General features: G+C 60.0%; 29 protein-coding genes and 1 pseudogene. 17 read left to right on the plus strand and 13 right to left on the minus strand.

The window, feature by feature from the left end; translation table 11 throughout:
• Positions 1–30: 30 nt before the first annotated feature.
• On the minus strand, positions 31–384 hold the full coding sequence (locus tag K290_RS0116425; RefSeq protein ID WP_028752938.1) for an ArsR/SmtB family transcription factor: 354 nt from the start codon (positions 382–384) through the stop codon (positions 31–33).
• Between the two features lie 42 nt (positions 385–426).
• Between K290_RS0116425 and K290_RS0116430 the strand changes: the two genes are divergently transcribed.
• Positions 427–867 (plus strand): hypothetical protein, encoded by a 441-nt coding sequence (locus K290_RS0116430; RefSeq protein WP_028752939.1) that lies wholly within the window; start codon positions 427–429, stop codon positions 865–867.
• Between the two features lie 42 nt (positions 868–909).
• On the opposite strand, the gene uvrB is transcribed toward K290_RS0116430, so the two are convergent.
• Complete coding sequence (uvrB, locus tag K290_RS0116435) at positions 910–3,831, minus strand: excinuclease ABC subunit UvrB (protein ID WP_028752940.1); 2,922 nt, start codon at positions 3,829–3,831, stop codon at positions 910–912.
• A 287-nt stretch (positions 3,832–4,118) separates the two neighbouring features.
• Between uvrB and K290_RS0116440 the strand changes: the two genes are divergently transcribed.
• Complete coding sequence (locus K290_RS0116440; protein ID WP_028752941.1) at positions 4,119–5,369, plus strand: MFS transporter; 1,251 nt, start codon at positions 4,119–4,121, stop codon at positions 5,367–5,369.
• A 155-nt stretch (positions 5,370–5,524) separates the two neighbouring features.
• Here K290_RS0116440 and K290_RS0116445 read toward each other — a convergent pair whose 3' ends face one another.
• A complete protein-coding gene (locus K290_RS0116445; RefSeq protein ID WP_245276564.1) occupies positions 5,525–6,037 on the minus strand; it encodes a hypothetical protein in 513 nt (170 codons plus the stop codon).
• A gap of 215 nt (positions 6,038–6,252) precedes the next feature.
• Between K290_RS0116445 and K290_RS0116450 the strand changes: the two genes are divergently transcribed.
• Positions 6,253–6,624: a DMT family protein gene (locus K290_RS0116450; RefSeq protein ID WP_172831018.1), complete on the plus strand. Its 372-nt coding sequence runs from the start codon at positions 6,253–6,255 to the stop codon at positions 6,622–6,624.
• Positions 6,625–6,729: 105 nt separating this feature from the next.
• Positions 6,730–7,665: a phytanoyl-CoA dioxygenase family protein gene (locus tag K290_RS0116455; RefSeq protein ID WP_037135608.1), complete on the plus strand. Its 936-nt coding sequence runs from the start codon at positions 6,730–6,732 to the stop codon at positions 7,663–7,665.
• A gap of 218 nt (positions 7,666–7,883) precedes the next feature.
• Here K290_RS0116455 and K290_RS0116460 read toward each other — a convergent pair whose 3' ends face one another.
• The 5 genes from K290_RS0116460 to K290_RS0116480 form a co-directional block, all read right to left on the minus strand.
• On the minus strand, positions 7,884–8,282 hold the full coding sequence (locus K290_RS0116460; RefSeq protein ID WP_028752945.1) for a tetratricopeptide repeat protein: 399 nt from the start codon (positions 8,280–8,282) through the stop codon (positions 7,884–7,886).
• 97 nt (positions 8,283–8,379) lie between these two features.
• A complete protein-coding gene (locus K290_RS37350) occupies positions 8,380–9,588 on the minus strand; it encodes an SEL1-like repeat protein (RefSeq protein ID WP_210311526.1) in 1,209 nt (402 codons plus the stop codon).
• A gap of 51 nt (positions 9,589–9,639) precedes the next feature.
• Complete coding sequence (locus tag K290_RS37355) at positions 9,640–10,692, minus strand: tetratricopeptide repeat protein (protein ID WP_051264115.1); 1,053 nt, start codon at positions 10,690–10,692, stop codon at positions 9,640–9,642.
• Between the two features lie 188 nt (positions 10,693–10,880).
• Positions 10,881–11,471, minus strand: coding sequence for a hypothetical protein (locus K290_RS0116475; RefSeq protein ID WP_028752947.1), 591 nt, complete (start codon positions 11,469–11,471; stop codon positions 10,881–10,883).
• Between the two features lie 4 nt (positions 11,472–11,475).
• Positions 11,476–11,865 carry an acyl-CoA thioesterase gene (locus tag K290_RS0116480; protein WP_028752948.1) on the minus strand — a complete coding sequence of 130 codons (390 nt, stop codon included), beginning with the start codon at positions 11,863–11,865 and terminating at the stop codon, positions 11,476–11,478.
• Positions 11,866–12,097: 232 nt separating this feature from the next.
• Here K290_RS0116480 and K290_RS0116485 point away from each other — a divergent pair, with 232 nt between their 5' ends.
• The 8 genes from K290_RS0116485 (at position 12,098) to K290_RS0116520 (ending at position 18,892) form a co-directional block, all read left to right on the plus strand.
• A complete protein-coding gene (locus K290_RS0116485) occupies positions 12,098–13,351 on the plus strand; it encodes an extensin-like domain-containing protein (RefSeq protein WP_028752949.1) in 1,254 nt (417 codons plus the stop codon).
• 126 nt (positions 13,352–13,477) lie between these two features.
• The gene (locus tag K290_RS0116490; RefSeq protein ID WP_037135610.1) at positions 13,478–13,933 is read left to right on the plus strand and encodes a DUF1801 domain-containing protein; all 456 of its coding nucleotides are present in this window, start codon (positions 13,478–13,480) and stop codon (positions 13,931–13,933) included.
• A gap of 51 nt (positions 13,934–13,984) precedes the next feature.
• Positions 13,985–14,449: a DUF1801 domain-containing protein gene (locus tag K290_RS0116495; protein WP_028752951.1), complete on the plus strand. Its 465-nt coding sequence runs from the start codon at positions 13,985–13,987 to the stop codon at positions 14,447–14,449.
• 118 nt (positions 14,450–14,567) lie between these two features.
• The gene (locus K290_RS0116500) at positions 14,568–14,822 is read left to right on the plus strand and encodes a hypothetical protein (RefSeq protein ID WP_028752952.1); all 255 of its coding nucleotides are present in this window, start codon (positions 14,568–14,570) and stop codon (positions 14,820–14,822) included.
• Between the two features lie 385 nt (positions 14,823–15,207).
• A complete protein-coding gene (locus K290_RS0116505; RefSeq protein ID WP_028752953.1) occupies positions 15,208–16,134 on the plus strand; it encodes an ABC transporter ATP-binding protein in 927 nt (308 codons plus the stop codon).
• Entirely contained in the window at positions 16,131–16,892 is a 762-nt protein-coding gene (locus tag K290_RS0116510) for an ABC transporter permease (RefSeq protein WP_028752954.1), read from the plus strand. The genes K290_RS0116505 and K290_RS0116510 overlap by 4 nt, the downstream gene beginning before the upstream one ends.
• A 140-nt stretch (positions 16,893–17,032) precedes the next feature.
• Positions 17,033–18,361 (plus strand): bifunctional folylpolyglutamate synthase/dihydrofolate synthase, encoded by a 1,329-nt coding sequence (locus tag K290_RS0116515; RefSeq protein WP_028752955.1) that lies wholly within the window; start codon positions 17,033–17,035, stop codon positions 18,359–18,361.
• 6 nt (positions 18,362–18,367) lie between these two features.
• Positions 18,368–18,892, plus strand: coding sequence for a GNAT family N-acetyltransferase (locus K290_RS0116520; RefSeq protein WP_028752956.1), 525 nt, complete (start codon positions 18,368–18,370; stop codon positions 18,890–18,892).
• 17 nt (positions 18,893–18,909) lie between these two features.
• On the opposite strand, the pseudogene K290_RS34425 reads toward K290_RS0116520, so the two are convergent.
• The 4 genes and pseudogenes from K290_RS34425 to K290_RS0116540 form a co-directional block, all read right to left on the minus strand.
• Positions 18,910–19,815, minus strand: a pseudogene (locus K290_RS34425) (DMT family transporter).
• 97 nt (positions 19,816–19,912) lie between these two features.
• Positions 19,913–20,614 (minus strand): TIGR02281 family clan AA aspartic protease, encoded by a 702-nt coding sequence (locus K290_RS0116530; RefSeq protein ID WP_028752957.1) that lies wholly within the window; start codon positions 20,612–20,614, stop codon positions 19,913–19,915.
• Positions 20,611–20,832 carry a DUF1289 domain-containing protein gene (locus K290_RS0116535; RefSeq protein WP_028752958.1) on the minus strand — a complete coding sequence of 74 codons (222 nt, stop codon included), beginning with the start codon at positions 20,830–20,832 and terminating at the stop codon, positions 20,611–20,613. Before K290_RS0116535 ends, K290_RS0116530 begins: the two co-directional genes overlap by 4 nt.
• 19 nt (positions 20,833–20,851) lie before the next feature.
• A complete protein-coding gene (locus K290_RS0116540) occupies positions 20,852–21,634 on the minus strand; it encodes an adenosylcobinamide-GDP ribazoletransferase (protein ID WP_028752959.1) in 783 nt (260 codons plus the stop codon).
• Between the two features lie 123 nt (positions 21,635–21,757).
• Between K290_RS0116540 and cobT the strand changes: the two genes are divergently transcribed.
• Together cobT and K290_RS0116550 are read left to right on the plus strand one after the other, a co-directional pair.
• Positions 21,758–22,774: a nicotinate-nucleotide--dimethylbenzimidazole phosphoribosyltransferase gene (cobT, locus tag K290_RS0116545; protein WP_028752960.1), complete on the plus strand. Its 1,017-nt coding sequence runs from the start codon at positions 21,758–21,760 to the stop codon at positions 22,772–22,774.
• A 185-nt stretch (positions 22,775–22,959) separates the two neighbouring features.
• Positions 22,960–23,352, plus strand: coding sequence for a diacylglycerol kinase (locus K290_RS0116550; RefSeq protein ID WP_028752961.1), 393 nt, complete (start codon positions 22,960–22,962; stop codon positions 23,350–23,352).
• 19 nt (positions 23,353–23,371) lie between these two features.
• Here the strand turns inward: K290_RS0116550 and K290_RS0116555 are convergent, their stop codons facing one another.
• A complete protein-coding gene (locus tag K290_RS0116555) occupies positions 23,372–24,901 on the minus strand; it encodes a sensor histidine kinase (RefSeq protein ID WP_028752962.1) in 1,530 nt (509 codons plus the stop codon).
• Positions 24,902–25,024: 123 nt separating this feature from the next.
• Between K290_RS0116555 and K290_RS0116560 the strand changes: the two genes are divergently transcribed.
• The 3 genes from K290_RS0116560 (at position 25,025) to K290_RS0116570 (ending at position 26,778) form a co-directional block, all read left to right on the plus strand.
• The gene (locus K290_RS0116560; protein WP_028752963.1) at positions 25,025–25,591 is read left to right on the plus strand and encodes a thermonuclease family protein; all 567 of its coding nucleotides are present in this window, start codon (positions 25,025–25,027) and stop codon (positions 25,589–25,591) included.
• A complete protein-coding gene (locus K290_RS0116565) occupies positions 25,591–26,223 on the plus strand; it encodes a uracil-DNA glycosylase family protein (RefSeq protein ID WP_028752964.1) in 633 nt (210 codons plus the stop codon). Before K290_RS0116560 ends, K290_RS0116565 begins: the two co-directional genes overlap by 1 nt.
• A gap of 66 nt (positions 26,224–26,289) precedes the next feature.
• Positions 26,290–26,778, plus strand: coding sequence for an Lrp/AsnC family transcriptional regulator (locus K290_RS0116570; protein WP_028752965.1), 489 nt, complete (start codon positions 26,290–26,292; stop codon positions 26,776–26,778).
• Positions 26,779–26,831: the final 53 nt, after the last annotated feature.

Consider the following 26,831-nt stretch of genomic DNA (forward strand, 5'->3'; position numbering starts at 1 on the left):
CGTTTCAGACCGCGGAGCAAATCAGGATATTCATCGGGCTTTTTCCTCTGCGGGCGCGCAGCAGGCGGCAACCTTGGCCGCTGGTGCACAAATTTCGGGGTGGCCGCCGCAGCAGTCGTCCATCAGGAAACGCACGAGGCCACTCAGCGCATCATAATTGGCGGTGTAGATAATGGAACGAGCTTCACGCTGCTGACTGACTAGGCCGGCGCGATCTAGCTCCTTAAGATGGAACGAGATGTTCGACGGCGATACTTCGAGTTTTTCCGCGATCGTTCCGGCCGGCATGCCTTCAGGACCGGCAACGACGAGCATGCGGACGATCTGTAGCCGGGTCTCCTGAGAGAGCGCGCCGAACGAACCGAGAGCTTGACGCTCATTCATAATTCAATAATCCTTGAAATATTGAAACAAGGAGTATCTCAAATGAATACGATCGACAAGATCCAATCTTCAGATATCAACCTCGGCCTTTTGCTCGAGACCTTAGCTGCCTCTCGCAATCTACCGCTTGTGTTCCGCTATGACGGCCTGCCGATGAAGCCAGGCTATCACGTTACCGAAGTCAAGGTGGGGCAGTTTTCAGCGCTGGGCTGCGGGGCCAATGCGGAAGCATGGGCTGCCATCGTCAGCAAGGTTTCCGAGCATGTTCGGCTTGATGGCTCGGCGAAGCTGACCTTTGAGATAAGCGATGGCGTGCAGCCGATACAGCTCTATTGCGCATCGACCCCGATCATCAGCGGCGGCGCGTTGGATGTCGAACTCGTTCGCCGTTCGGTGAGCTGCAAGCCGCGTGACCGGTGGCTGGCTGAACAAGCTCAAGCGGCGGCCTGCTGTGGATCAAGCACTGCCAAGTGCTGCGGATAATCCGCACCGTGATCGCCATGGGGCCATAAGCCACCAAACCCGCTACCGCCCAGGCCGCCCCGTCTTTCCCTTGGTCCGGCCCTTCCGCTGCTTCTCATCCACCGCATCCTCATAGGACCCGACGCCCGGCTTTGCCCGGATGATCGGCTTGTCCGGCATCTTGCCGAGGACCGGCTTCTCCGTCCTGCCGACGGTCATTTCGTCTAGGGTGTTCTTGCGGAAGAGGGGCATACCGGCATCACTGCCGGGACCCATTTCATCGAGGCTGGGCTTGGCGAAATAAGAGCGCTGTGTCCCGCCCTCTTGGTTCGAGGGTCGCTGCGCTCCCGCCTCGCCATGAGGGCTACCTGCTGAGGCCCTCGCGCCGGTTTCACCATTGGGGCCACCGGCCGAGGCGCCTGCTCCGTCCTCATCCTGAGGTGCGGAGGTTGAAGACCGGAGCCTCGAAGGATTGGGGCGGCCACTTTTGCCGCCTTCAATACTCTTTGCCTCTTCGCGCGCCATCGGGTCGTCCATGACGGCGAGTTCGGCGGCCTTGAGGCGTTTGATTTCGTCGCGCAGTCTGGCGGCCTTTTCGAAGTCGAGGTCGGCGGCGGCGTCGCGCATTTGTTTTTCCAGCGCGTTGAGGTGGGCCTGCAGGTTGTTGCCGACGAGGTGGCCGCCATCGGCGAAACCCTTGCCGGAGACGCCGGTGATGTCGGCGCGGACATGGTCCTTCTCGTAGACGCTGTCGAGAATGTCGGAAATTTTCGCTTTCACCGATTCCGGCGTGATGCCGTTTTCGAGGTTATAGGCCATCTGCTTTTCGCGGCGGCGGCTGGTTTCGTCCATCGCCCGCTGCATCGAACCGGTGACGGTGTCGGCATAGAGGATGACCTTGCCGTCGACGTTACGCGCCGCGCGGCCGATCGTCTGGATCAGCGAGGTTTCCGAGCGCAGGAAGCCTTCCTTGTCGGCATCGAGGATGGCGACGAAGCCGCATTCGGGGATGTCGAGACCTTCGCGCAAGAGGTTGATCCCGACGAGCACGTCGAAAGCGCCGAGGCGCAGGTCGCGGATGATCTCGATGCGCTCCAGCGTGTCGATGTCGGAGTGCATGTAGCGGACGCGCACGCCCTGTTCATGCAGATACTCGGTCAGGTCCTCGGCCATGCGCTTGGTCAGCACGGTGCAGAGGGTGCGGTAGCCTTTGGCGGCGGTCTCGCGGATTTCGCCGAGCACGTCGTCGACCTGGGTGCGGGCGGAGCGGACCTCGACCGGCGGGTCGATCAGGCCGGTCGGGCGGATGACCTGTTCGGCGAAGACGCCGCCGGACTGCTCCATTTCCCAGCCGCCCGGCGTCGCAGACACCGCGACCGTATCCGGCCGCATGGCATCCCATTCCTCAAAGCGCAGCGGGCGGTTGTCCATGCATGAGGGCAGGCGGAAGCCGTATTCGGCCAGCGTCGCCTTGCGCCTGAAGTCGCCGCGATACATGGCGCCGATCTGCGGCACGGTGACGTGGCTTTCGTCGATGAAGATGATGGCATTGTCGGGAACATATTCGAACAGGGTCGGCGGCGGCTCGCCGGGATTGCGGCCGGTGAGATAGCGCGAATAGTTCTCGATGCCCTGGCAGGAGCCGGTGGCCTCAAGCATCTCGACGTCGTAGCGCGTGCGCTGCTCCAGGCGCTGCGCCTCTAGCAGGCGGCCGGCCTTCTCCAGCTCGGCGAGGCGGAGCTTCAGCTCCTCCTTGATCGACTTGATGGCGGCGTTCAGCGTCGGGCGCGGCGTGACATAGTGCGAATTAGCGTAGATCTTCACCGATTTCAGGTCGCCGGTCTTCTGGCCGGTCAGCGGATCGAACTCGGTGATGGCGTCGATCTCGTCGCCGAACATGGAGATGCGCCAAGCGGCATCCTCCAAGTGGGCCGGGAAGATTTCGATCGTATCGCCGCGGACGCGGAAAGAGCCACGGATGAAATCCATGTCGCGGCGCTTGTATTGCTGCGCCACGAGGTCGGCCAGGAGCTGGCGCTGATCCAGCCGATCGCCGACATTCATCTGGAAGGTCATGGCCGTATAGGTTTCGACCGAGCCGATACCGTAGATGCAGGAGACCGAGGCGACGATGATACAATCGTCGCGCTCCAGCAGCGAGCGCGTCGCCGAGTGGCGCATGCGGTCGATCTGCTCGTTGATGGAGGACTCCTTCTCGATATAAGTGTCCGAGCGCGGCACATAGGCTTCCGGCTGGTAGTAATCGTAGTAGGAGACGAAATATTCGACGGCGTTATCCGGAAAGAAGTTCTTGAATTCGGAATAGAGCTGCGCCGCCAGCGTCTTGTTCGGCGCCAGGATGACGGCCGGGCGCTGGGTCTCTTCGATCACCTTGGCCATCGTGAAAGTTTTGCCGGAGCCGGTGACGCCGAGCAGCACCTGGCTGCGGTCACCGTTTTCCAGGCCTTCCACGAGGTCGCGGATCGCCGTCGGCTGGTCGCCGGCCGGGCGGTAATCCGAGGCCATGCGAATGCTGATGCCGCCCTCGGATTTTTCCGGCCGGGCAGGGCGGTGCGGCGTCCAGATCTTGCCGTTCTTGTGCAGCGGATTGCCGCTTTCGATCAGCGCCGACAGCGCCTCGACCGTGGCGGTGACGGCCGTGCCGGCATTGGCGGCATCCTCCAGCGTCGTGTCCATGCCGGCCACCGGATTAAGCCCGGCGGCGGCTCGTGTTTTTGGGTCGGTAGAACCACCCATGGAGGTTCCGCGCGCCGATTTCGAAGCGGCGATCTCGACCTTCTTGCGGTGCTTGCCCGCCTTGGAGGCGATCTCGCGCTGGCTTTCGACGCTGGCGGCCTCGGCATCCGCTTCGAGCTGCTTGACCCAATCCGCGACGCTGCCGCTGAGCGGCGCACCTTCAAACGAGGCTTGCGGCGCCTCTTCGAAACCGGTCGGGGCGGGGGAATTTTTCGGTGATTTTGCCATGGGCGGAATATGGAGGGAGTCAGCGCCGATGTGAAGGGGGAAAGGGTACAGAAGGGAAACGGATGGTAGAATTTTCCGCTCTTCATCACGTAAAATGTGATGGAACAGAAAGGCAGCCGAGACGTTGGCGGGACGCTGCCCCAGACATCCGCCGGTTTATTCCGCAAGCATTGGTGGAGAAGCCCGCCGCAGCGTCGAACCTGCCCGGCAAAGTGCCGGGTCCCCCCTTGCTTCGACGGCATCCGGAATTGCCCGCCTCGCCGCCGCCATCCGGTCGGAGGACCATGATGTCAGCATTGGATAGTTTACGCTCTTTGTCCCCACAACAACGCAACACCGTCATTGCCGCCTATCTCGGCTGGACGCTGGATGCTTTCGATTTCTTCATATTGGTCTTCGTTCTCAAACGTATCGCCGAGGAGTTCCATACCGACGTTCCGACCGTCTCCGTGGCGATCTTCCTGACGCTTGCCATGCGGGCGCTCGGAGCGCTGATCTTCGGGCTTGCCGCCGATCGCTTCGGCCGGCGGGCGACGCTGATGGCGGACGTGCTGCTTTATTCGATCTTCGAGTTTCTCACCGGTTTCTCCACCGGTCTGACGATGTTTTTGATCCTGCGGGCGCTCTTCGGCATCGCCATGGGCGGCGAATGGGGCGTCGGTGCGTCATTGACGATGGAAACCGTGCCGGAGGATTCGCGCGGCATCGTCTCCGGCATTCTGCAGGCCGGCTATCCCTCCGGCTATCTGCTGGCGTCGATCGTGTTCTTCCTGCTGTTCCCGATCATCGGCTGGCGCGGCATGTTCATGGTTGGTGCTCTGCCGGCGCTGCTGGTGCTCTATATTCGCCGCAGCGTGGAGGAATCGCCGGCTTTCCTGCGGCGGCAGGCGACACCGCAGCGGTCGTTCATTACCGTACTGCGCGAGAACATTCCGCTGTTCCTGTGGGCGGTAGTGCTGATGACCGCATTCAATTTCTTCAGCCACGGCACGCAGGATCTCTATCCAACCTTCCTCGAAGTGCAGCGGCAATATCGCAGCTACACGGTCGGCGCCATCGCCATCGTCTATAATATCGGTGCGATCATTGGCGGCTTGTTTTTCGGAGCCTTGTCGCAGCGCATCGGCCGGCGGCGAGCAATCGTCATTGCATCGGTGCTGACAATTCCGGTCGCGCCGCTATGGGTCTATGCGCCCGGACCGGTGCTGCTCGCCGTCGGCGCCTTCCTGATGCAGTTCTTCGTGCAGGGCGCCTGGGGCATCGTTCCGGTGCATCTCAACGAACTGTCGCCCGACGAAGTGCGCGGCACGTTCCCCGGTGTCGCCTATCAGCTCGGCAACCTATTCGCCTCCGGCAATGCAACGATCCAGGCGGGGCTGGCGGCGCGTTGGAACGGCGACTACGCCTTTGCGTTGATGATCGTATTGATCATCGTCGCGGTCGTCGTGGCGCTGTTTTCCGGTTTCGGTTTCGAGAAGAAGGATATCCGCTTCGGCGGCAAGGGGACCGAGGAACCCCAGAGCGCGATGCCGATCTGATCGCCGCGCCCCGTCGGAGCACGGGCCGGCGGCTCATCGCCGCCGGCCTCCAGTCTAGAGCCGTTCAGCGTTTCACGGAATCGCTTTCCCGCTCTATCTCTTTGTTTTGACGCATTCCGGACGGAAAACCGCTGCGCACTTTTCCTGGAAGTGCTCTATTTGCCGCAGATCTCGGAAATCTTCGCCTGTGCGAAACCGCGGGCGAGCTCCTGTATTCCGCCGACGGAGGATATCAGGTCGCCGATCGGTCCGCTGACGCCGACATGCGAATCGGTGATTTTGCAAGCGCCGACATCGACCGTCACCGAGGCTTCCAACTGCCCCTTGACCGTTGCCTGGACGATACCGTGCGATTTGCAGGCGAGATCGGCACGGGCGTTGATCTGCACGCCGCCGGCTGCGTTGCAGAGATCGAGCGATTTGACCTCGAATTTCTCCTTGTGATCGAGACCCGGCAGCTTCTTGCAGGGGTCGGCCTCGTTCACCGATTTCTCGATCTGCGGACCGAATTTGCTTTGCAGCAGCGACCAACAGGAGCCGGGTGCGGTCTGGGCTTGCGCCGATGCCAGAGGTAGAGGAGAGAGCGGCAGAGCGAAGGCGACGGCCAACAATCCCATGCGAAGCGAGGGCAGGAGCGAGGAGGGCAGTGCAGCGGATATCTTGGTCACGGAGGTCGATTCCTTGGCGGATGGGATAAGAGACTATGCGCGCAGTCTTCCATGTCTCCCGCCGACGGTGCAATCCCCACATTGTTGTGAACGCACGATGCTTCCAGCTACCGCCGATTCGCCCATTTCCATATTCACGTCACTGCTGCATTCAGGCGCGGCACTCCGCTCTTGAATTTTCGGGGATGGCCGGGCCATGGTGCGAGCGATTCGTTATGCCCAAAGGATTTACCGTGCCCTCTATTCTCAACCCGGCCGCCGTCTGGCCGGTTATCATGCTGTTTGCCTCCAATGTTTTCATGACTTTCGCCTGGTACGGCCATCTCAAGCACAAGAGCACGGCCATCGCGATCGCCGTTCTCGGCAGTTGGGCCATAGCCTTCTTCGAATATTGCCTGGCCGTGCCTGCCAACCGCCTCGGCTCTGACTACTATTCGACCGCGCAGTTGAAGACGATGCAGGAGGTGATCACGCTGATCGTATTCTCTGGCTTCTCGGTCTTCTGGCTAGGCGAGAATCTGACCTGGGGTCATGCCATCGGCTTCGTGCTGATTGCAGTCGGTGCCTCCTTCATTTTCCGGGGATGAAGTTGGCATAAGCCGCTAGGCAGCGGGCGCCATTCATCCTATGATTCGTCCGGCGGTTCGGCCTTCGCGGAACTGCCGGTGAATGGCGTGTTTCGGGAGGATGGGATGTCGGGTTCATTGCGTTCGGTGCTGGATGAAGCGTCGCCCAGGCTGGCGCCGCTGGAAGCGAACGGCAAGATCCTGTCGATGGCACCGGACCGTTTCGGCTATCTCGAACCCACCGATGCAGCGACCGATATTGCGACGCTGCGCGAGCAATATCAGGAGCATGGCTATCTCTGGTTCAAGGGATTTCTGAAGCGGCAGGATGTGCTCGATTTCCGCGCCTGGGTGTTCGCGCATCTGATGGACACCGGGCTTCTGCAACCCGGCTCGGACCCAGTGATGGGCCTTGCCGCCAAGACGGAAGCCGACAAGTCGCTGGCCGACCGGCGGCTGATGGCACTGGTACGTTCGGTTACCTATGAGGGCTTCTGCACCCAGCCGCGGCTGGCTTCCTTCATGGACGAATTCCTGCAGGGCATTTCCTATCTGCACAAACGCAAGATCATGCGCTTCACCCGGCCGAATACCGGCGTTGTCACCCCTGCGCACTATGATCTCGTCTATCTGCGCGGCGGCACGAGCCGCATCGTCACGGCCTGGATTCCGATCGGCGACGTTCCCATCGATATGGGCGGCCTCGTCTACCTCGAGGGATCGCACCGGATCGGCGCCGATATGGAGAAGGAGTTCGCGATCAAAAGCGCGGCGCTCTCGCCGGAGGAACGCATCAGCGCCTTCAACAAGAACATGACCGAGGGCGGCTGGGTTTCGAAAGACCTGCCCGACATGGCGGAGCGCTTCAAGACGCGCTGGCTCGCTGCCGACTACGAGGCCGGCGATGTCGTGCTGCACAGCCCCTATATGATCCATGCGTCCACGACGAATCGCGATTCGAATGGCCGCCTGCGCCTGTCGACAGATATCCGCTATCAGAATGTCGAGGATGAAATCGACGCCCGCTGGGGCAATCACTGGAGCTTGGGAGATATGCTTTAGAGCACTTCCAGGAAAAGTGCGAAGCGATTTTCCGTCCGGAATGCGTAAAAACGAAGGGATAGAGCGGGAAAGCGATTCCGCGAAACGCTGAACCGCTCTAAAGCTCCTCGCGATCTTTCAGGTTCGCTCCCACGCTTTAGCTCCTTGTTTTTGCATGTCGTTCTCGCAAAACCGCCGCACACTTTTGCGCGACATGCATTAGACGCGAGCGCTCCAGCTCAATTCATCTGATCGAGAATGCCCCGTGCCGGCGCATAGCCTTGGGCAGCGGCTTTCCGGAACCAGCCTATCGCCGTGTTGCGGTCTCTGGTGACGCCGTCGCCGCGGAGATAAGCGTAGCCGAGATGGAATTGTGCTTTGGGCAGGCCTTGATTGGCGGCCTTGGCAAACCATGCGATAGCCTGGGCGTAGTCCTGCGGAACGCCTTTTCCGAGCGCATAGAGACTGCCGAGGCCATCCTGCGACGCGGCATCGCCCTTGATTGCCAAAGGCTGCCAATGGGCGAGGGCGCTGGCATAGTCGCCCCTCTCGTAGGCGGCCTGCCCATCCTCGGCATGGGCCTGGAAGACGATAGAGAGTGCCAGCGCCAGTCCGAAGCCAATCTGTCTGAGCCGCATCCGGCGATCTCCCATCCGTGATTCCCGTCGGAGCAAGAGCTAAGCATAGCGGACTGTCGGCGCAAGGCTGACAGCGGCCTTGGTCATTCCGGTCGTCTTAGATCCGGATGGCCTTTTGCTGCTGTGGTCGCTCCTCATCATCGGGCTCATTGTCATCATGGCCCATGGCGTTAGCCTTGCGGAACCATTCGAAGGATTTTGCCCAATCTGCCGGCACGCCATCGCCGTCACGATACATGACGCCGAGATTGTAGGCAGCGTCGGCATAGTTCTGCACGGCTGCCTTTTCAAACCAGTTGACGGCTTGCAGGCCATCCTTGGCGACGCCTTTGCCGTCGCGGTACATTACGCCGAGATTGTATTCGGCTTCTACGTCATTCTGATCCGCCGCCTTGCGAAACCAGGTAACCGCCTCAGCGTCATCTTCGGCAATTCCGTCGCCATCGGCATACATGGCGCCGAGATTATATTGCGCCTCGGCATCGCCCTGATCGGCCGCTTTGCGGAACCAGGAAACGGCTTGATTGCCGTCTTTGGGCACACCTTCGCCGTCGCGATACATGACGGCAAGATTGTATTCCGCCTCGATTTTTCCCTGGTCGGCGGACTTTCTGTACCAGGCTAGAGCCTGGGCATCGTCTCGCGGCACGCCGTCGCCTTCGTCGTACATGATGGCGAGATTGTATTGCGCGTCGGCATTGCCCTGGTCGGCGGATTTGCGATACCAGGCGACAGCTTCGCTCTTGTCCTGGTTTACACCGTCGCCATTGTCGTACATGACGCCGACATTGAACTGCGCATCCGCGTCGCCTTGCTTGGCTGCCTTGCTGTACCAGACGAAAGCCTGCGCTCTATCTTGGGCCACCCCTTCGCCGTTGTCGTACATCAAAGCGAGATTGTATTGCGCATCGCGATAGCCTTGTTCCGCAGCCTTGCGGTACCAGACGACCGCCTGGGCGTCGTCCGTCGCGACACCTTCACCTTCGTCATACATGGTGCCGACGTTGAACTGCGCCTCGGCGCTGCCCTGATCGGCCGCCTTGCGATACCAGTTGAGCGCCTGCGTGAGATCCTTCTCGACGCCGTCGCCTTCCTCGTACATTTCGCCGAGTTTCAGTTGTGCCGTAGCGTCGCCTTGGGTCGCGAGCGGGCGCCAATAGTCCAGCGCCGCCTTGTAGTCGCCCCGGTCGTAGGCGTCCTGTCCGCGATCGGCATGCGCAACGCCGATGGATGCAAGCGCAAAAAGCAGTCCAATGGCCGCCCTCTTGAAACGCACGATCTGCTCCTCAGCCTGTGATCTCTTCATGTGTGAATATTCGCAACGAGCGAAAGCGCTCTGCATGCAGGAGTTATAGGCCTACGGCAATAGCGTCGTCAGCACATCGAGAAGAATCCAGCCCGGTGCTTCGCTCTGGCCATTCGTCTTGATGCGTTCTTCACCCTCCGGGCCAACATCCTTGATCAGACCGCCGCCGTTGTCCGCCATGTAGTTCACACCATATTGCGCTTCCGGCAGGCCCTGATCGGCTGCCTTATGAAACCAATCGGAGGCTTGGTTCGTATCTTTCGCCACGCCATAGCCATTGTAGTACATATATCCGAGGCCGTATTGGGCACGGGCGTCGCCTTGCTCGGCGGCCTTGCGGAAGAGGTCGGCCGCCTGGCCGTAGTCTTTGGAAACACCCTCTCCATGGTAATAGAGGTAAGCAAGGGCGTATTGGCCTTCCGAATTGCCCTGGTCTGCGGATTTGCGATACCAGGCAGCAGCTTCGTTCTTGTCCGGGGCCGTGCCCTGGCCATTGTCATACATATAGCCGAGCGCATATTGTGCATCACCGCGTCCCTGGTCGGCGGACTTGCGATACCAGGCCAGCGCTATCGTATCGTCTTCGCGGACGCCGAGGCCGTGTGAATACATGTAGCCCAGAGCATACTGGGCCTGCGGCTGCCCGAGCGCGGCGGATTTCTGATACCAACCTACCGCCTGCGCGTTATCGATATCGAGGCCGCGGCCATTGGCGAGGGAGTAGCCGAGGGCATATTGCGCGTCTGCATTGCCCCGTTCGGCGGCTCTGCGGTACCAGGCATTGGCCTGTTCCTGGTTCTTGTCGGTGCCGCGGCCGTTGGAATACATGTAGGCAAGGGCGTATTCCGCCTTGGCGTTGCCCTGTGCTGCTGCCTTTCGATACCAGTCGACCGCCTGCGCATCGTCGTGCTCAACACCTTGGCCGTTGGCGTAGCGATAGCCGAGGCCATATTGGGCGGCCGGATTGCCGTCTTTTGCGTACTGTACCCAATATTTCAGCGCGATCGTGGTATCGCCCGGCCCTGGCGCGGGATCATCGGCATAAGCAAAGGGAGCGAGCGAGAGAGCCAGCGCCAATCCAAATGCCAAGCTGTTGATCTTCAAAAGCGCGCCCTCCCGCTCGCAAGCTAATATCCGGCCGCACTGAACAATGCCGGATGGTTCCGGTCAAGAAATCTACAGCATGGACATGGCAGCCGTTTTACCGACATCGTTCCGGTCGGCGCCTTTGCCGTTCTCATGCGTCGAATGCAGAAAAATACGGGCGTCGTTCGCTGCATGGCTGATTGCTTCTATCCAGGGAGCACATCATACAGCCGAAAGATCCAGCTAATCTGGTAGATCAGTCCGATCGACACGAACACCGCTTGGAAACGGCGATTAGCAGTGATAGCGGCAATGATGCAGAGCACGATGTAGACAACATTGCGGGTCGGATACTCCCAGCCGAGCGATCGGAAATAAGTCTCGCCCTTTAGCAACGTGTCGATGAGATCGACCGCATAGGTGACGGCGAGCAGGCCGAAAAACCAGTGGCGGCGAGAGATGAAATACTCCTCGAAACCGCCATAATCCTCGATCGAGGGAGGGTTCAGCAGCACGCAAAGGAAATAGAACAGACAGCAGAAACAGATCAGGAAAAGGTAGACGCCGAAATTGATCTGGGCCACGGACTGCAGCCGGTATTCCCACCACCAGAAATGGATGATGAACAGGAACATCGATAGCACCCAGCCGAGATGAACCAGATAGACGCGGTTCTTGCCAGGGGCTTGCACGAAACCGGCGAGGCGCGTCAGGAGCTGGGCAAGAGCAAGGCCGATGACCATGCTCATGACTGTCCTGATATAGACGTAAACCTCGGGCGTTCGTGCAGCCTCCATCCCGTCAGCTCTCCGCGGGAACCGGCTTCGGCGCACCGCTCTCGTCAAGCGCCACCATGATGAATGTACCGGCCGTGACCTTCTCCAACTTGGCGTAGCGCGAGCGGTGGGCCCAAGCTTCGACGATGAGTGTGATCGAGGTCCGGCCGACGCGTTCGATATGGGTATAGACGCTCAACGTGTCGCCGATCTTCACCGGAAGCTCGAAAGCCATTTCCTTGACCGCGGCGGTGACGACGCGACCACGCGCCCTCTCGGCGGCGCGAATGCCGCTCGCCAAGTCCATCTGCGCCATGACCCAGCCGCCGAAAATATCGCCAGCCGGATTGGCGTCGGCGGGCATGGCCAGCGTACGCAAGGTCAGTTCGCCTCTTGGCTTGACGCTGTCATTCATTCACTCGCTCCAATCGACAAAGGCTTTGATTCCGGCGTTCAGCCTACGCAATCGAGACGCGGTGGGAAAGCCTTCGTCTGTGCTCGACAACAGCTCTTTCGAAATGCTTCACGCTTTTTCGGAGGATCCCAATGTCGCACTCTGGCTGGCGGTAAGCATTCATTCACCGTTTTTACTTAAAATTCGTAATAGTTGCCGACCGTGGCTGGGGCAGCAGGAGCGGATCTAGAGTATGGCGTATTTGTCCTTTCTGCGGCGGGCTGTCCTGCCGCTGCTCGTGTCGTCGGCGCTGGTCGCCTGCACGGCCGATAGCCTCGTCCCGCCGTCGAACATCGACAGCAGCGCTCGCGTTGGCTCGATCAAGCCGCATCGCAGCATGCCGCCGAGGCAGTTCAGCTATCAGGGTGACGAAACTCCCGTTAACTCCGCCTCTGCCAATTACGCCAACACATATAATCTCTCGGGCAGCCGGCAGGGCGCCGCGCAGATGCCCGCCTCCGCCAAACAGGGCCGTTTGCCCATGAGCGGTGCCAATGAGGCCGTCACGACCACGGACGTCGAAGAGGGCCTGGCACAGCAGTCGGATGTGCCCTCTCAGGGCGTCAATATGGATGCGGAACTCGGTGTGGGGCCGAGCGAGGAAGCCCAGTCCGGGCCGGTTGTCGGGCTGGCGCAGGAGGAACGGCAGAACATTGCGGAGGGCGAAACCGATCAGCCTGTGGTCGACAGGATCGGCTCGGATACGCCGGTGCAGGCCAACCGCTCCATCATTCAACGCCCGACCGCACAGGCTGAGCTCAGTCAGTCACCGATCCGCCGCCAGATGCCGAATACGCAGGTCGCCATGTTGCCACGCGTCGGCAATCCGATGCCGCGGATCGAACAGCAGGAGGAGGCGCCGCAGTCGGCGCCCGGCGGCGCCATGCCTGCTTCGGAAATTGCCTGCCGGCAGGAATTGCAGCGTATGGGGGTCGTCTACAACGACAAGCCGCCGATTTCCGACGGTCCGGCCTGCCAGGTTCCCTATCCGGTTTCTCTGAGCGGGCTTTCCGGCAACATCGCCGTCAGGCCGGCGGTGACGCTGAACTGTCAGGTGACGCTTGCCTTCGCCAAATGGGTAAAGAACGAATTGGCGCCGGCGGCCCGCACACGCTATTGGACGGGCGTCGGCACAATCGTGCCGCTCGGGGGCTATTCCTGCCGCCGGATGAACAATAGCCGGCAACGCTACAATCCGATGTCGGAACATGCCCATGGCAATGCCATCGATGTCGGCACCTTCATCCTGAAAAACGGCCATGTCATCGATGTCCGTAAGAAGGGGCTGTTCTCCTTCCGTGAGGGCCGGCTGTTGAAGGCGGTGCGCAGCGATAGCTGCAATTATTTCGACACCGTACTCGGCCCAGGCAGCAATGCCGAACACTGGAACCATTTCCATTTCGACCTCAGGGATCGCAGGGGCGGACGCCGATACTGCAGCCTGTGATGCCAAATTTGTTGGGCGGGAACAGCAGCAGTATATCGTGAGCCGCACATCATCGAGTGCGGGATAGGTCGCCCTACAAAATCAAGTAATCTTGATAGTTGTCCGTCGATCGGTAGAGTGAACGCCATGACTGATAAGACGTCCATCAGATCAAAGAAGGCGGCCAAACCGAGCAATGAAGGCGCTACCCTCCTTGCCGGCGGCAATCCGCAGATCGCGAAGGGCGAGGGTGACGCACCCGTACAAGCCTACCTCGCGGCCATGCCGGGCTGGAAAAGCGACATCGGCCGCCGCCTCGATGCACTCATCACGCGCACGGTTCCAGATGTGCGCAAGGCGGTCAAATGGAACTCGCCGCTTTACGGGATGGAAGGTCAAGGCTGGTTCCTCGGCATCCATTGCTTCACGAAATACGTCAAGGTGGCCTTCTTTCGCGGCACGTCGCTCGGTCCCATCCCTCCCGGCGATTCCAAGAGCAAGGAGACGCGCTATCTTGATATCCATGAAGGCGATCAGCTCGACGAAGCTCAGCTTGCCGCCTGGATAAGGCAGGCCAGCCAACTGCCGGGCGAACGAATGTGAAGGTCAGTGCGGCATGCGTGCTGACGCTCGAATGACAGCGGTGCGACATCCATGAAGAAAGCGACGAAAAGCATGACGAAGAGTGACCCGAAGGAAGGAACGGCAGAGGACTCTGCCTCCCATTTGATCGACGGCAGAATCAAGGAGCTCAGCGATTGGCGGGGCGAGACGCTTGCTCATGTCAGAACTCTCATCCACCAGGCGGACCCGGAAGTGGTCGAGGAGTGGAAATGGAGAGGAGTACCGGTGTGGGAGCATGACGGAATCATCTGTACCGGCGAGACCTACAAGAATGTCGTGAAGATGACCTTCGCCAAGGGCGCCTCATTGGAGGACCCGTCAGGCCTCTTCAACTCCAGTATGGAAGGCAATACCAGGCGCGCTATCGATATTCATGAGGGCGAAAAGATCGATGAAGAGGCATTGAAGGCCCTCATTCGCGCCGCCGTGGCGCTGAATACGTCGGCGCGTGCCGCTCGCCCCGCCCGCTCTCAGAAGAAACCAAAAAACGCCTGAGGAACGTCGCGAGAAAACTGCGGTGGCTCACTGTGGAATAGTGTGGGCAAGAAGTTGCATTTACGCGCATTCTCGTACTTCCCTATAACTGTGGCGGCCGAAGCGGGAGAGCTGTTTTATGGAAGAAGCACCGAGAAGGAAGAGAGGGCTGGGGAAGGCCCTGGTCGCCGCGCTCGTTGCAATCGTTCTCGTCATCGGCGGGCGCTGGTATGCGTATGTTGCCTATGCCGACGATCCGTTCGATGAAGTTGGCATCGGCCTTAACACGATGATGCCGGGTCCGATCCGCGAAAAGGGTTGCGCGATGCTGAAGGCGCGCTTCGAGAACAAGACCCTGCCGCCGGCAGGCTGCGGGGTCAACGGCAACTGGTAGCGGGATTGAGAGCCGGTAAAAGAAAAGCCGGCGCGGGGCCGGCTGGAGTGGCGCACAGCAGCGACAGGGGATCTTTGCTGGCCCCAGAAAAAGAATTTCATGTTGCAATGCCGCATGCAATAGGGATGTGAAGACAACAAATTTGCGAATATTATCGGCGCCGACGCTGTCGCCAAGAGGCGTTGGGCGGAGTGCGACAGTCGCTGCTCACCTAAGGAAGATATGCCTGAGTAAGGTCACGGTTTAATGACAGCCCGTGGCCTGGTTTCTTTCCTTCAGCCGAACACAGTGTTTCATTTCGGCTGGGTGGTAAAAGCCACAGACCCGGCTATATAGCGGGCAAACGCCGCAGATCTAATCAGAAAAGCCGGACTTCGCCTCCATCATGGCCCCGATCATTTCTATCCGTAATCTCACCAAAACCTATTCCAATGGGTTTCAGGCATTGAAGGGCATCGATCTCGACGTCGATAAAGGCGAGATTCTGGCTCTGCTCGGTCCGAACGGCGCGGGCAAGACGACGATGATCTCCATTGTCTGCGGAATCGCCAATCCGAGCGGGGGCACGGTGACCGTAGGCGGTCATGATGTCGTCAAGGAATTTCGCGCCACGCGCACCATGATCGGTCTGGTGCCGCAGGAGCTGACGACGGATCAGTTCGAGACCGTGTGGAACACAGTCAGCTTTTCACGCGGCCTGCACGGCAAGAAACCGAATCCCGCGCATATCGAGCAGGTGCTGCGGGATCTGTCACTCTGGGACAAGAGGGACAACATGCTGCGCCAGCTCTCTGGAGGCATGAAGCGGCGTGTTCTGATTGCCAAGGCGCTGTCGCACGAGCCGCAAATCCTCTTCCTGGACGAGCCTACGGCTGGCGTCGACGTGACGCTGCGCAAGGACATGTGGCACGTCGTCGAGCGGCTGCGGGCGTCCGGCGTCACCATCATCCTGACGACGCACTATATCGAAGAAGCCGAGGAGATCGCCGACCGTGTCGGCGTGATCAATGACGGCAAGCTGTTGCTGGTGGAAGAAAAGAAGGCACTGATGGCCAAGCTCGGCCGCAAGCAGCTCATCCTCGACCTGCTGGAGCCGCTGAATGCTGTGCCGCATCCTCTTAATGGCAATGGCCTGTCGCTGGGGCCGAATGGCACGACGCTGATCTACGACTATGACGCCGAGCATGAACAATCGAGCATTGCGGCCCTGCTGTCGCGCCTGGCGGCCGCGGGAATTCATTTCAAGGATTTGTCGACGCGGCAGAGCTCGCTCGAAGACATCTTCGTATCGCTGGTGGGAGAAGACAAATGAACTTCGAGGCGATCAAATCCATCTATGCGTTCGAGATGGCCCGCACGCGCCGCACGCTGCTGCAGAGCGTCGTCTCGCCGGTCATTTCCACCTCGCTCTATTTCATCGTCTTCGGCGCCGCGATCGGCTCCCGCATTCAACTGGTTGAGGGCGTTTCCTACGGCGCTTTCATCACGCCTGGCCTCATCATGCTGACGCTGCTAGGCCAGTGCATAAGTAACGGTTCCTTCGGCATCTATTTCCCGAAATTCACCGGCACGATCTATGAGGTTCTTTCCGCACCCGTTGCCATGACGGAAATCGTTCTCGGCTATGTCGGCGCTGCGGCGACCAAGGGCATGCTGATCGGGCTGATCATCCTGCTGACGGCGAATTTCTTCGTGCATATCACCATCGAACACCCCTTCATGATGATCCTGTTCTTCGTGCTGACGGCGGTGACGTTCAGCCTGTTCGGCTTCATGATCGGTATTTGGGCGGGGAATTTCGAGCAGCTCAACCTCATTCCCATGCTGGTCGTGCCGCCGCTCACCTTCCTTGGCGGCAGCTTCTATTCCATCAACATGCTGCCGCCCTTTTGGCAGGCCGTCAGCCACCTCAATCCGGTCCTCTATCTCGTCAGCGGCTTTCGCTGGAGCTTCTACGGCATTGCCGATGTCAACCCGGCACTGAGCCTTGCGATGATCACGCTTTTCCTCTTGATCTGCCTGGCGACCCTCGCGTGGATTTTCAGAACGGGATATCGGTTAAGGAACTGATCGAAAGGCGCTTTCCTGCCAACACGCCGGTTGCAATCGCCATCTCTGCGGTTCATACATTCGATGCCCACGTAATTGGCGAAACGAGATGGCAAGCTGCGCGCCTGGGCGATCAACTCGAGCCTTGCCGCAGGTGCTCCATGCCCACAATCTCCCAGCCCCGTTCACTGTCCGATGTCCTTTCGCGCCTCGATCTTCTGACCAATTGGGAGCGCAAACCGCGCGGAGAGATGCGCGTCGGCCTTGACCCGATGCTCGATCTCATGCAGCGGCTCGGCAATCCTCATCGCAGCTTCCGTGCCATTCATGTCGGCGGAACCAAGGGCAAGGGGTCCGTTTCCGCGCTCATCGAGGCTGCCTTGCTGCATGCCGGATGGAAGGTCGGCCGTTACGGCTCGCCGCATGTCGACCGTGTGAATGAGCGGATCAGCGTGTTGGGCCAAGCAATCGAAGACGAGGCTCTGTCAAGGGCACTGGAACGGACGCTGGACAGCTACGAGACTGCAAAGCGGGAAGCGACAGCCGGCGAAGATGCCACCTGGTTCGACGTGATCACGGCTGCCGCCTTTCTTGCCTTCCGAGACGCAGGTCTGGACTGGGTGGTGGTGGAAGTCGGGCTTGGCGGCCGGCTCGACTCCACCAATATCGTCTTTGGCGAGGTCGCTATCGTCACCAATATCGAACTCGAGCATACGGAGATCCTCGGAAGCACGCGCGAGGCGATCGCTGGCGAGAAGGTGGGCATCCTGAAACCCGGCGCGGCGCTTGCGACGACGCTTCCTGTCTCCGACCCCGCGGGCCAGGTTTTGCAGCAACGCGCAGATGAGCTCGGTTGTCCCGTATTGCGCACCGATTTCCACGATGATGCAACGATAGCGGGCAAGAATGCCGCCTTGGCAGGCCTGGTGCTCGACTATTTGGGACAGCATGGCGAACGCGTGCGCGGGGGTGCTCAAGCTGACGTCCCAGTTGGCGCGTGGCTGCTTGATCAGGCTGTCAAGGATAGCGCGCATCTGCCGGGGCGAATGGAGCGGCTTTCCTTCGAACTGCCCGCGGCTCGGAATACAGCTCCGCAAAGAGTGCCGATAGTGATGGACGGCGCACATGTGCCGTTCAATATCGAGGCTGTCTTGCGGGACATCAGCCGCGACAGCGAATTTGCCGGTGAGTGTATCGCCATTGTGGCCCTGGCGGCGGACAAAGATGCAAATAAATTCTTGACCGTGCTGTCTCGCTACGTTGCCCATGTCCTGTTTACGGAGGCGGGTGGCTCCGGCCGGTTTCATCCGGCCGATGAACTGGCGGCATTGGCAAGATCCATAGGAGTGGCCAGCGAAGCCGAACCGGATGCGCGAGAGGCGCTGGATCGGGCGGCGGCGATGGCGGCGCAGAATAATGGCTGGGTCCTCGTAACGGGATCACTCTATCTTGTGGGATTGCTGCGAAGCGCCGTGGTGGAAGGCGGCTGATCGAAGATGGACATCAATATTCGATCGGCTCTTCCGGGCGATGCGGCGGCCATAGCCAATCTGCATGTCCTCGTCTGGCGCGAAACCTATCGGACGCTGGCATCCCCCGATGCTTTTCGCGAGCTTGATGAAGCCCATCGGCAAGCCAGATGGGCGGCGACATTGGCCGAGCCGGGCCGTGATCAATTGGTGCTTCTTGCTGAGCAAGGCGATCGGCCGGTCGGCATCGGCTCGGTCGGCGCCCCGTCGCACGCGGTCTTCGAAGGAAGAGGGGAAATACGGTCTCTCTACGTCCATCCTTCCTTGAAACGAAGGGGTCTCGGTCGTCGCCTGATGCGGGAACTGGCGCGGCATCTTGCCGATCGCCGCTACCCCGGCGTTGCCCTGAGTGTCGTTGCCGGCAACGAACCGGCAATCGCATTTTACCGGTCGCTCGGCGGACGGATGGCGGGACGCTACATCGATCCCGGCCCGCTGTGGCGATCGGACAACATCGTCTTCGTTTGGGACGATTTGTCGTTGTTGATCTAGCTTACGGGCGGCCTCGTTTATCCCTGCGCGGCTTTCCGCTGGGGTGTCATCGTCATGGCCATCACGCCGATGATGACGCAGACGAGGCCGATACCGGCTGTCGGGGTCAACGGCTCGCCGAGGAAGATGGCGCCGATGGCAACGCCGATCGGGACGCGCAAATAGGCTTGCGCCGTAGTGCCGATCGAACCAAGGGTCTGGATCAGCCGGAAATAGATCGAGAAGGCGAGGGCGGTCGAAAGGATTGCAAGCGCGAAAAGAGCGGCGATCGAGGCCGCCGAAGGCGCAAGCATCCATGGCCGATCCACAACGAGGCTGACCGGGATGAGGATGACGGCGCCGCAAAGAAGCGAGCCGACGGCTGGCATCATCGGATCGATTCCCTTGAAATTGCGGCCGAACAGGGCGGCTCCGGCATAGCAGATCGATGCCACGACGACGGCAAGCTGTGCCGGCAATTGCCGGCCGAAACCGCTCAATGCGTCGACGCCGATGATGAAGCAAATGCCCGCCAATCCAATTGCGATACCAAAGAGCTTGCGTGCGGTGACGACCTCGTTGCGCAGCAGGGTCGCCGCTAACAGGAAGGTGAAAATCGGCGTGGTCGAGTTCAGTATGGTCGCCAGACCGGCATCCACCGTTCGCTCGGCCCAGGCGATCAGAGTGAAGGGAATGACGCTGTTCAGGCAGGCCTGAACGAGGAAACGCCGCCATGTGGCGGCATCTCGGGGCAGTCTCAATCCACGCCAGAGGAGAATCGCCGACAGTACGCAGCCGGCGATGAGAGTGCGCGCGGCGATAAAAGTGATCGGCGGAATTGTCGTCACGCCGATCCTGATGAAGGTGTAAGAGGCGCCCTACAGGGTTGCCAGTAAAAGCAGGAGCACAAGCTCCGGCGTCCTGTTGGTTTTGTTCGGTTGCATGACGGTCGAACTTTCGAGATCCATGATGGTGAATGCATCATGCCTACCGTTCATTGACGCGCCATGCTTCGGCTCTCGTCGAAGTATGCTTAAATCATCAATCCCGCAGCCGTAACTCATCTGTCTGCATCTGCATCGAGCCCAGCGTTTCCAGGAAGCTCATGCCGAGCAGGCTCTGGTCGAGCTTGCCGTCTTCGGCGACGGTCGCCTGGACATCGCGCCGCAGGATCGGTCCGATGGCGACGGAGCCGAGTTCGACGGGAGCAGCTCTGGCCCTGCCATTGGCGGTGATGACCGTCATGGAATAGGTGAGGTTTTCGGGAATGATGCCGACGCGCTCGGCGTCCTTCTGCGACAATGCGATGGTGCTGGCACCGGTATCGACGAGCATGTCGATCGGCTGGCCGTTGATCATTACTTGCGCCTCGAAATGACCGTTCAGAAGCTTGTGGAGAATGACTTCCTGGCCACCTTCGCTGGTCGTGACGACGACGGCGTGTCCGGGCACAAGGCCGGCCATCAGCCGGTCGCCGACCTGCTGGGCATCGCGGCGATAAATATAGGCGGTCGCCAGTGCCATGATGATGACCAGCCAGATCAGCAGATTGCGCAGGGATTGACTGGCGGTATGGCGGCTTGCCCAAATGCCGGCACCCATGACCAAAGCGAGCGGTACCAGATAGACGATGCCCGCAAAATCGTCATTGTCGATGCCGAAGGTTGTGCCGCTGCTATTGTTGAAGACGAGGAGTGCGAGACCGATGCCAATGATGGCGAGGGCGACGTTCAGGCGGCTCATACGGGGTTACGCTCCCGCGCCAACCGCTGGCGACGGGTTTCCCGGCGCGGCTTGCGTTCGACGGTGGCGAGGCGTTCCGGCAGGACCTGCATGATCTCTCGTCGCTGATCGTCGCTGTAGTTCATCCATGCACCGATTTCTTCGCGCGTGCGTCCGCAGCCGAAGCAATAGCCGGTATTCATATCGATGGAGCAGACAAGAATGCAGGGTGTTAGCATAGTGGCATATATCGATGCTTCAAACGCACATGGCAAGGGTACACAAGGCGGCGATCTCGCAAATCTGCTGCGTCGCACCGATGGTGTCGCCGGTGTGACCAGAAAGCCTTTGGCGCACGCGGCGAGTGAGTAAAAATGCCGCGGCTGCGGTGATCAAAAGGTAGAGGATGAAGGCGGGAAGCCTGAGGCACGGCCAGAGCAGAAAAGCCGAAAGCGCCAGCGCGATGGTGAGCGCCCCCTGCATTGCGCCGTAATCCGGTTTGCCGGCCGACGCGGCAATTCCGTCCGGCTTGGCAGCAGGCAGAATATACCAATGCCAGACCATCGCGCCCCGGCTGAGCGCCGCTGAAGCCGGCAGGACAAGGGCTGCGGCAAAGGGCGCAAGGCCGCGAGCGATGGCGGCAAGGGCTGCGGCGCGCAGTCCGAAAGAAAGGATCAGCGCCACCGCACCGTAAGTGCCGATCCGGCTATCCTTCATGATGGCCAGCGCCCTGTCGCGATCCTTGCCGCCCCCAAGACCGTCAGCCATATCGCTCAAGCCATCCTCATGCAGAGCGCCTGTCGTCATCGTCTGGACCGCAAGTGCCAGCAGCGCCGCCATCAACGGATCGGCATGGAAAGCTAGCAGGATGCCGAAGACGATTGCGGCGGGCAGGGCAATCAGCAGGCCGGCAAGGGGAAAGGTACGAGAGATGCGCGTAAGCTTACCGTCATAGCTCTCAAAGAAAGAGGGAGGCACGGGAATGCGGCTCAAGAAAGCTACGGCGCGTGCGGTATCGCCGGTGTATTCCTGAATATTCATCCTCTCCCCGCTATTCCTGCGACAGCATCGGGCGTTTTTGGAGTTGTTCGCGCCTGTGCCGAAGACTAATAGAGTCGCACGCAAAGAACCTGATTTGAGACCAAAAGACAAGGAACGGCATTCATGAGCGTTACCGGCCTGCCATTCGACGATTTCCGCACGCTGCTGCGCGACCTTCCGGGTCCGGATTCCCGGGCGCTTGTGGCCGCGCGCGAGCGCGACGCGCAGCTCACCAAGCCGCCGGGCGCGCTCGGTCGTCTGGAAGAGATCGCCTTCTGGCTCGCCGCCTGGACCGGCCGGTCGCCGGCCGTCAACCGGCCGCTCGTCGCGATCTTTGCCGGCAACCACGGCGTCACCAAGCAGGGCATTACGCCGTTTCCGCCGGCGGTAACGCAGCAGATGGTGGAGAATTTTGCGGCCGGCGGCGCGGCGATCAACCAGATCTGTGTCGCCTATGATCTCGGCCTGAAGGTTTTCGATCTGGCACTCGATTTCCCGACTGCCGACATTACTGAAGAGCCGGCTCTCAGCGAACGCGATTGCGCCGCGACCATGGCTTTCGGTATGGAGGCGATTGCCGGCGGCACCGATCTGCTTTGCGTCGGCGAAATGGGCATCGGCAACACAACGATCGCGGCTGCCATTCACTACGCGCTCTATGGCGGCACGGCGGCGGAATGGGTCGGACCTGGAACCGGTTCGGAAGGCGAGATGCTGAAGCGCAAGATCGACGCGGTCGAAAAGGCCGTCGCGCTGCATCGCGACCATCTTTCCGATCCGTTGGAAGTGCTGCGCCGCCTCGGCGGCCGTGAGATTGCGGCCATGGCCGGCGCTATCCTCGCCGCCCGCATGGAGCGTATCCCAGTCATTATCGACGGCTATGTCGCAACGGCTGCCGCTTCGATCCTCAAGGCCGCCAACCCGTCCGCCCTCGACCATTGCCTGATCGGCCATGTTTCGGCCGAGCCGGGACATGTCAAAGCCATCGACAAGCTCGGCAAGACGCCGCTGCTGTCGCTCGGCATGCGGCTGGGTGAGGGCACGGGTGCAGCGCTCGCGGCCGGCATCGTCAAGGCTGCTGCTGCCTGCCATTCCGGCATGGCGACCTTCGAGAGCGCCGGTGTCGCCAACAAGCATTGACGTCTGAAATGGCGGAACGCGGTTATTAAGCGTTCCGCCTTCAAAATTCCGACCGACTTTCGATCTATGTCATAAAACTGTAATGATTTCTCTGGCCGAGTCGGTTGTCGGCTTGTCTTGAGAATGACGAGGCGGTATTCGCAAGTCCGCTAAATTGCGGTTAGGACATTGCAAGCGGGGCAGGGATGGCCGAGTTTTCGAAATCAGCAGTAACCAAGGAAACGGGGATCCGGCATTTCTTTGCCGCTGCCGGTTATTCCTGGGGCGGCTTTCAGCGCCTGCTGCAGGAATCGGCTTTCCGGCAAGAACTGTTGTTCGCAGCCGCAGGATTGATCCTGCTCGCCGTCGTCGGCGCAACGCTTGCGGAAATCATGATTGCCGTCGTGCTGTTTCTCGGCGTTTTTGCCATAGAAGCAATGAATACGGCGGTGGAAGAAGTCATCGACCGGATCTCGCCCGAGATTTCCAATGTCGGCAAACATGCCAAGGATCTTGGCTCCTTCGCCGTCCTCTGCATGCTCGTCGCTTCCGGTCTCTATCTTCTTTATACGATCGCTAGCCACCTGCTTTTCCTCTAGCAGTTTTATGGCTTAAGCCTCACGCAAAGCTCTTTTTGCGGCGCTCGATCAGAGGTGCATCCTCGACGGCCGGCAGGCTTTGCAGCACGCGTTTGGCCGGCAGGATGGCGATGACCTCCGTGCCTTCGCGCAGCTTGGACTTCAGCATGAACTGGCCGTCATGCTTGGCGAGGATCGCCTGAACGATAGGCAGGCCGAGGCCGGTACCCTGTTCGGCGCTCTTGATAGCGATCGAGCCTTGGCCGAAGGCGGAAAGAACCACCGGAATCTCCTCTTCGGGAATGCCCGGACCATTGTCCTTGATGGCCACATATTGACCGCCGCCGGCAGTCCAGCCGACTTTGACGGTGATCTCTCCGGTTTGCGGCGTGAATTTTACCGCGTTCGAGAGAAGATTGAGGATGACCTGGCGCATGGATTTCTCATCGGCCCAGACCGAGGGAAGCTGGGGCTCGAACTGCGGCGAGATGGAGATGTTCTTGCCACGGGCGCGCAACTGCACCATGCCGATGCAATCCTCCGCCACATCAAGCAGCGAGATTGCTTCTTCGTTCAGCTCATACTTGCCGGCCTCGATGCGGGAGAGATCGAGAATCTCATTGATCAGATTGAGGAGATGCTGCCCGGAGCGGTGGATGTCGGTGGTGTATTCGCGATAGGTGGGATTGTTCAGCGGTCCCATGACCTCCGCCGACATGACCTCGGAGAAGCCGAGGATCGCGTTGAGTGGCGTTCTCAGTTCATGTGACATCGAGGCCAGGAAGCGCGATTTGGCAAGGTTAGCCTCCTCGGCGCGCCGGCGCGCTTCATCCGACATGGATTTTGCGACTTCCAGCTCAGCGATCAGATCGTCCTTTTCCGATTGGAAGGAAAGAATCTTCAGGTTCGATTGGAACATGCGGTTGGTAATGAAGGTGAAGAAAATGACGGCGGCGGCGATAGCGGCGGTCAAGGCAATATCGACCGGATTGCGCGTCAGCGCCGCTTTGACGGCAAGGACCACGATTGCCGGCGCGAAGGAGAAGAGCACGGCACGCGGCAGCATAGAATTCGCCATCGCTGTGACGCATATGCCCACCAAGAGCGTCGCGCCCTTATAGAGCGCAAAACCGTCGCCGCCGCAGGTCGAGCAGCTCTGCATGGCGAAATACGCCCAGCAAAAGCCGATGAGCAGTTGACCTAGCAGTAGCAGTTGGCGCCATTTTCTGGCGCTTTCGGCGGTCATTTCGCGTTTTTTTGCACGGCGGCCAAGCAACATATTGATGGCATGTGCCGATAGGATCGGAATGGCCCAGATGAAGATCTGCGCGTCGCCTGCGAGATAGACGCCGACTGCGGCGACGAGGACGACGAAGATCGGCATGACCGAGGCGCCCTGCAGGAGGGTGTCGACATGCATCATCATGACTTCGCGGTCGAAGCTGCTGCTGTGGCCGGATTGCAGGCGCTCGCGCGTCTGCCGCACGGCCTTCGACACAGCCCGGTTACGGTGACTGCGCGATCGGTCGACGATGATTTTATCTGTCGATGTGCTGACGCCGGTGCTCATAGATACGTTGAAATTTGGCCTGCCGAGGGCTACAGACTAGCGGCCAAATCTTAAGAAGATGCTGCTTAGAAATGATTTGTTTGCCATCTTTGCCAAGGGTTTGTTCTTTAAGGAGGCAAAAGCGTGACGCGGCCCAGCCGTCTTTTTCGTGACGGCGTGACTACATTCGCGCTGCTGGCACTACTCGGTTTGCTGGCCCTGAAGATGAACAATCCCCCGGAACTCATTCAAACCGGAAGCTTTTATGTTGTTGATGGCGATACGCTCGCCCGCGATGGCGACCGTTTTCGGCTGCTCGGCATCGATGCGCCGGAATATCGGCAGCAATGTCGGCGCGCCGACGTCGATTGGGCCTGCGGCGAAGAGGCTCGCAGGGCACTTGATAAATTAATGAAGACGGGTGCAGCCGAATGCCGGGGAAGCGAGCATGATCGTTACGGCCGATTGCTGGTGACCTGTAAAGCTGGCGGCGTCGACATCAATGGCGCGATGGTGCGCAGCGGCATGGCGGTTTCCTATGGCGGCTATGCTGCCGAGGAGGCGGCGGCGCGGCAGGCGAAGGCGGGGCTTTGGGCCGGCGAATTCGAGCGGCCGCGCGACTATCGGCGTGAGGAAAAGATGGGGCGCGGTGGTGATCCATTGGCTGGGCTCAGCGACTATTTGCGACAGTTTATCGGATGGGATCGCTGATGGCGTGGGAGGAAGAGTTGCAGGCGCTGGGCAAGGCCATTGCCGCCTGTCGAGTCTGCCGGGACCAGCCGCTGCGTGGCGAGACGGATCGGTTGCCGCATGAACCGAGGCCGGTTGCCGTGTTGTCCGCGACCGCGCGCATTTTGATCGCCGGGCAGGCACCGGGGCTGCGTGTGCATGAAAGCGGTCTGCCTTTTAACGATGCCTCCGGCGACCGGCTGCGGCAATGGTTGGGCGTCGACCGCGATAGCTTCTACAATCCAGATCATTTCGCCATCGTGCCGATGGGTTTTTGCTTTCCCGGCTATGACGCTGCGGGCAGCGATTTGCCGCCGCGCAGGGAATGCGCGCCGCTCTGGCGACAAAAGGCCGTCGACGCGATGCCGCAAATCGAACTGGTCCTCACGGTCGGCCAATATGCTCAGGCATGGCATCTTGGCCCGGCCCGAATGGCGTCGATGACGGAAACCGTTTCGCAATGGCGGCGTTATCTCCTTACCAATCGGTCGCCGGCCGTCTTGCCGCTACCGCATCCAAGCTGGCGCAACAGCGGCTGGCTGAAGCGCAATCCCTGGTTTGAGGCGGAGCTGCTGCCCGTTTTGCGGGAACGTGTGAAAATCCTTGTTTCGTGAAACAAGTTTCTTTTCCTCCGGCAAAAATGCGCTATAGAGAGAATATAATTCGAAAGGGCACACGAAATGGATCGTCTTGACCGCAAAATCCTGCGCCTGCTGCAGGAGGATTCCACCCTGGCCGTGGCCGATCTCGCCAAGAAGGTCGGACTGTCGACGACACCATGCTGGCGCCGAATCCAGAAGATGGAAGAGGACGGCGTCATCCGCCGTCGCGTCGCCCTGCTGGACCCCGAAAAGGTCAACACCAAGGTCACCGTTTTCGTATCGATCCGTACCAACAGTCACTCGATCGAGTGGCTCAAGCGTTTTTCCGAAGTGATCGCCGACTTCCCGGAAGTGGTGGAATTCTATCGCATGAGCGGCGATGTCGACTATCTGCTGCGCGTCGTCGTGCCGGATATCGCTGCCTATGACGCTTTCTATAAGCGCATGATCGCCAAGATCGAAATCCGTGACGTCTCCTCGGCCTTTGCAATGGAACAGATCAAATATTCCACGGAATTGCCGTTGGACTACATGATGCTGGAGAATGCGAAGTCGAGCGAGGATTGATCGGCAACCAATATTTTTATGCAACGCCCGTTGCACTCGCAGCAAGGGCGTTG

The sequence above is a fragment of the Rhizobium leucaenae USDA 9039 genome (genome assembly GCF_000426285.1).
Lineage (GTDB): Bacteria > Pseudomonadota > Alphaproteobacteria > Rhizobiales > Rhizobiaceae > Rhizobium > Rhizobium leucaenae.